Genomic DNA, 2,649 nt, shown 5'->3' on the forward strand with positions numbered 1-2,649 from the left:
CGTCGGTATTGGCCTTGAGCTGGTCCTTGATCGCCTGCTGGCCGATGCCGGGGAAGAATGCCGTGGGATCGACCCCGATGCGCTTGCAGACCTCGGTCAGCACCGCGTCCTGCGAGATGTCCTGGTCCTCGCCCCAGTAGATCTCGAACACCGCGCGCGCGAACGGCACCATGTCCTTGGCGGCGTTCTGGCCAAGCCAGATGCAGCCGCGCATCGCCTTGACGCTGTTCACCGGAAACACCGTCGGCCGCATCCTGATCGCAAGCCCCGCCGAGCGCGCCCAATCCGCCATGTCCTTTTTCTGGTAGGCGACCTTGGCCGGCACCGGATGCTCCCGCTGCGCATAGACGCTCGGATTGATGCTGTTGAAGATGCCGCCGACCAGGATCGGCCGCCACGAGATCTCCTGGCCGAACTCTTTCGCGAGCGGCTGGATGTTGTGGAAGGCGAGATAGGTCCAGGGACTGGAGCAGTCGAAGAAGAATTCGATCATGGGCGTTTCCTTTTTGCTGTGGCGCCGAGTTGTACGACGTCCGTTGTTGAATGCGTCTCCAGCCCGTCATTGCGAGCCAACGGGTCGGCGCAAAGCGCCGCCCGATGACAGGCTCCGCGAAGCAATCCATCTCACCGCGAAAAAAGCATGGATTGCTTCTTCGCTGCGCTCCTCGCAATGACGACAGAGCAAGATTATTTCCTCTCCGCCAGCTCCTTCGCCTTCTGCCCGAACATGTTCCGGCGCGCCTCCTCGTCGAACGGCTCTTTCACGAACTTGCCGATCGCAAGCCCGGCCTGCACCTGCGGCCGGGCGCGGACTTCTGCGTACCAGCGCTTGACGTTCGGATAATCGTCGAGCGTGAAGCCTTGCGCCTTGTGCGTCATGGTCCAGGGGAAGCAGGCGATGTCGGCGATCGAGTAATCACGACCGGCGACGTAGGCGCCGGTCCGGCCGAGCTGGCGGTCCAGCACGCCGTAGAGCCGCGCCGCCTCGTCGCGATAGCGCTCGATCGCGTAGGGAATCTTTTCCGCCGCATAGAGCGCGAAATGGCCATGCTGGCCGAGCATCGGCCCGAGCCCGCCGATCTGCCACATCACCCATTGAATCGCAGTCGAGCGCGCCCGCAGCTCGGAGGAGAGCAAGCGCCCGGCCTTGTCGGCGAGGTAGATCAGGATCGCGCCGGTCTCGAATACCGAAACCGGGCCGCCGCCGTCGGCCGGCGCGTGGTCCACGATCGCAGGAATCCGGTTGTTCGGGCTGATCGCCAGAAACTCGGGACGAAACTGCTCACCGGCGCGGATGTTGACCGGAATCACCGTATAGGGAAGCCCAAGCTCCTCCAGCATGATCGAGATTTTCCAGCCGTTCGGCGTCGGCGCGTAATGCAGGTCGATCATGGTTTTCCCGGTCTCGACGGCCTTGACCCGGTGGCTGGCCGTGCGGCTTTTGTTGTTCTGTACCTCGACCATAAGACATGGCAGAGAGGCGCTCAACCACGACCGACCGGGAGGCTCCCATGCTGTTTCCAACCACGATCGCAGGCTCCTTGCCGAAGCCGGAATGGCTGGCCGAGCCCAATACGCTGTGGGCGCCCTGGAAATCCCAAGGCGAGGAACTGGCCCGCGCCAAGCGCGATGCCATCCTGCTGGCGCTCAAGCTGCAGGAGGATGCCGGCATCGACATCGTCACCGAGGGCGAGCAGGCGCGCCAGCATTTCGTGCACGGCTTCCTGGAGAAGATCGAGGGCATCGATTTTGCCCACAAGGTCGAAATGGGCATCCGCAAGGACCGCTACAAGGCGATGGTGCCGCAGGTGGTGGCGCCGCTGACGCTGAAGGCCCGCGTCCATGCCGAGGAGGCCCGCATCGCCCGCACCCACACCACGCGAAAGTTGAAATTCACCCTGCCCGGCCCGATGACCATCATCGACACCATCGCCGATCGCTACTACGGCGACCGCGTCAAGATGGCGTTCGCGTTCGCCGAGCTGCTCAACGCCGAAGCCAAGGCTTTGCAGGCCGACGGCGTCGACCTGATCCAGTTCGACGAGCCCGCCTTCAACGTCTACATGGACGAGGTCAACGACTGGGGCATCAAGGCGCTGGAGCGCGCCGCCGAGGGGCTGACCTGCGCCACCGCTGTGCACATCTGCTACGGCTACGGCATCAAGGCCAACACGGATTGGAAGGAGACGCTGGGCGGCCAGTGGCGGCAATATGAGGAGATCTTCCCGGCGATCGACAACAGCTCGATCCAGCAGGTCGCGATCGAATGCCGCAATTCCAGGGTGCCGCTCGACCTGCTGGCGCTGCTCAAGGGCAAGATCCTGCAGGCCGGCGTGATCGACGTCGCAAGCGACCTGGTCGAGACCGCCGAAGACGTCGTCAAGGTGATCGACGCCGTGTCGAAATTCGTGCCGAAGAGCAGCATCATCGCGACAACCAATTGCGGCATGGCGCCGATGCGCCGGGACATCGCCGAAGCCAAGCTGATGGCGCTTGGCGCCGGCGCCAAGCTGGCGCGCGAGAAGCTGGGATGATTTTCGTCTCGTCCTCGCGCGGCGCTGCGATCATGCTGGCGCTGCTCGCCGCGACCGGATGGCCCGCCCGCGCCGCCGACGATCGCACGGCGCTGAACCAGTGCAAGGCGCTGGT

The 2,649-nt window shown here is 64.1% G+C and carries 3 protein-coding genes; 1 reads left to right on the forward strand and 2 read right to left on the reverse strand.

Going from position 1 to position 2,649, the window contains the following annotated elements:
* Positions 1-493: 2-hydroxychromene-2-carboxylate isomerase (locus WCB02_RS03590; protein ID WP_423956465.1), on the reverse strand; the 493-nt coding region annotated here is incomplete at its 3' end.
* Between the two features lie 194 nt (positions 494-687).
* On the reverse strand, positions 688-1,392 hold the full coding sequence (locus tag WCB02_RS03595; protein WP_423956467.1) for a glutathione binding-like protein: 705 nt from the start codon (positions 1,390-1,392) through the stop codon (positions 688-690).
* 119 nt (positions 1,393-1,511) lie between these two features.
* On the opposite strand from WCB02_RS03595, the gene WCB02_RS03600 reads away from it, so the two are divergent.
* Entirely contained in the window at positions 1,512-2,534 is a 1,023-nt protein-coding gene (locus tag WCB02_RS03600) for a methionine synthase (protein ID WP_423956466.1), read from the forward strand.
* Positions 2,535-2,649: the final 115 nt, after the last annotated feature.

It is taken from the genome of Bradyrhizobium sp. (genome assembly GCF_049581145.1).
Lineage (GTDB): Bacteria > Pseudomonadota > Alphaproteobacteria > Rhizobiales > Xanthobacteraceae > Bradyrhizobium.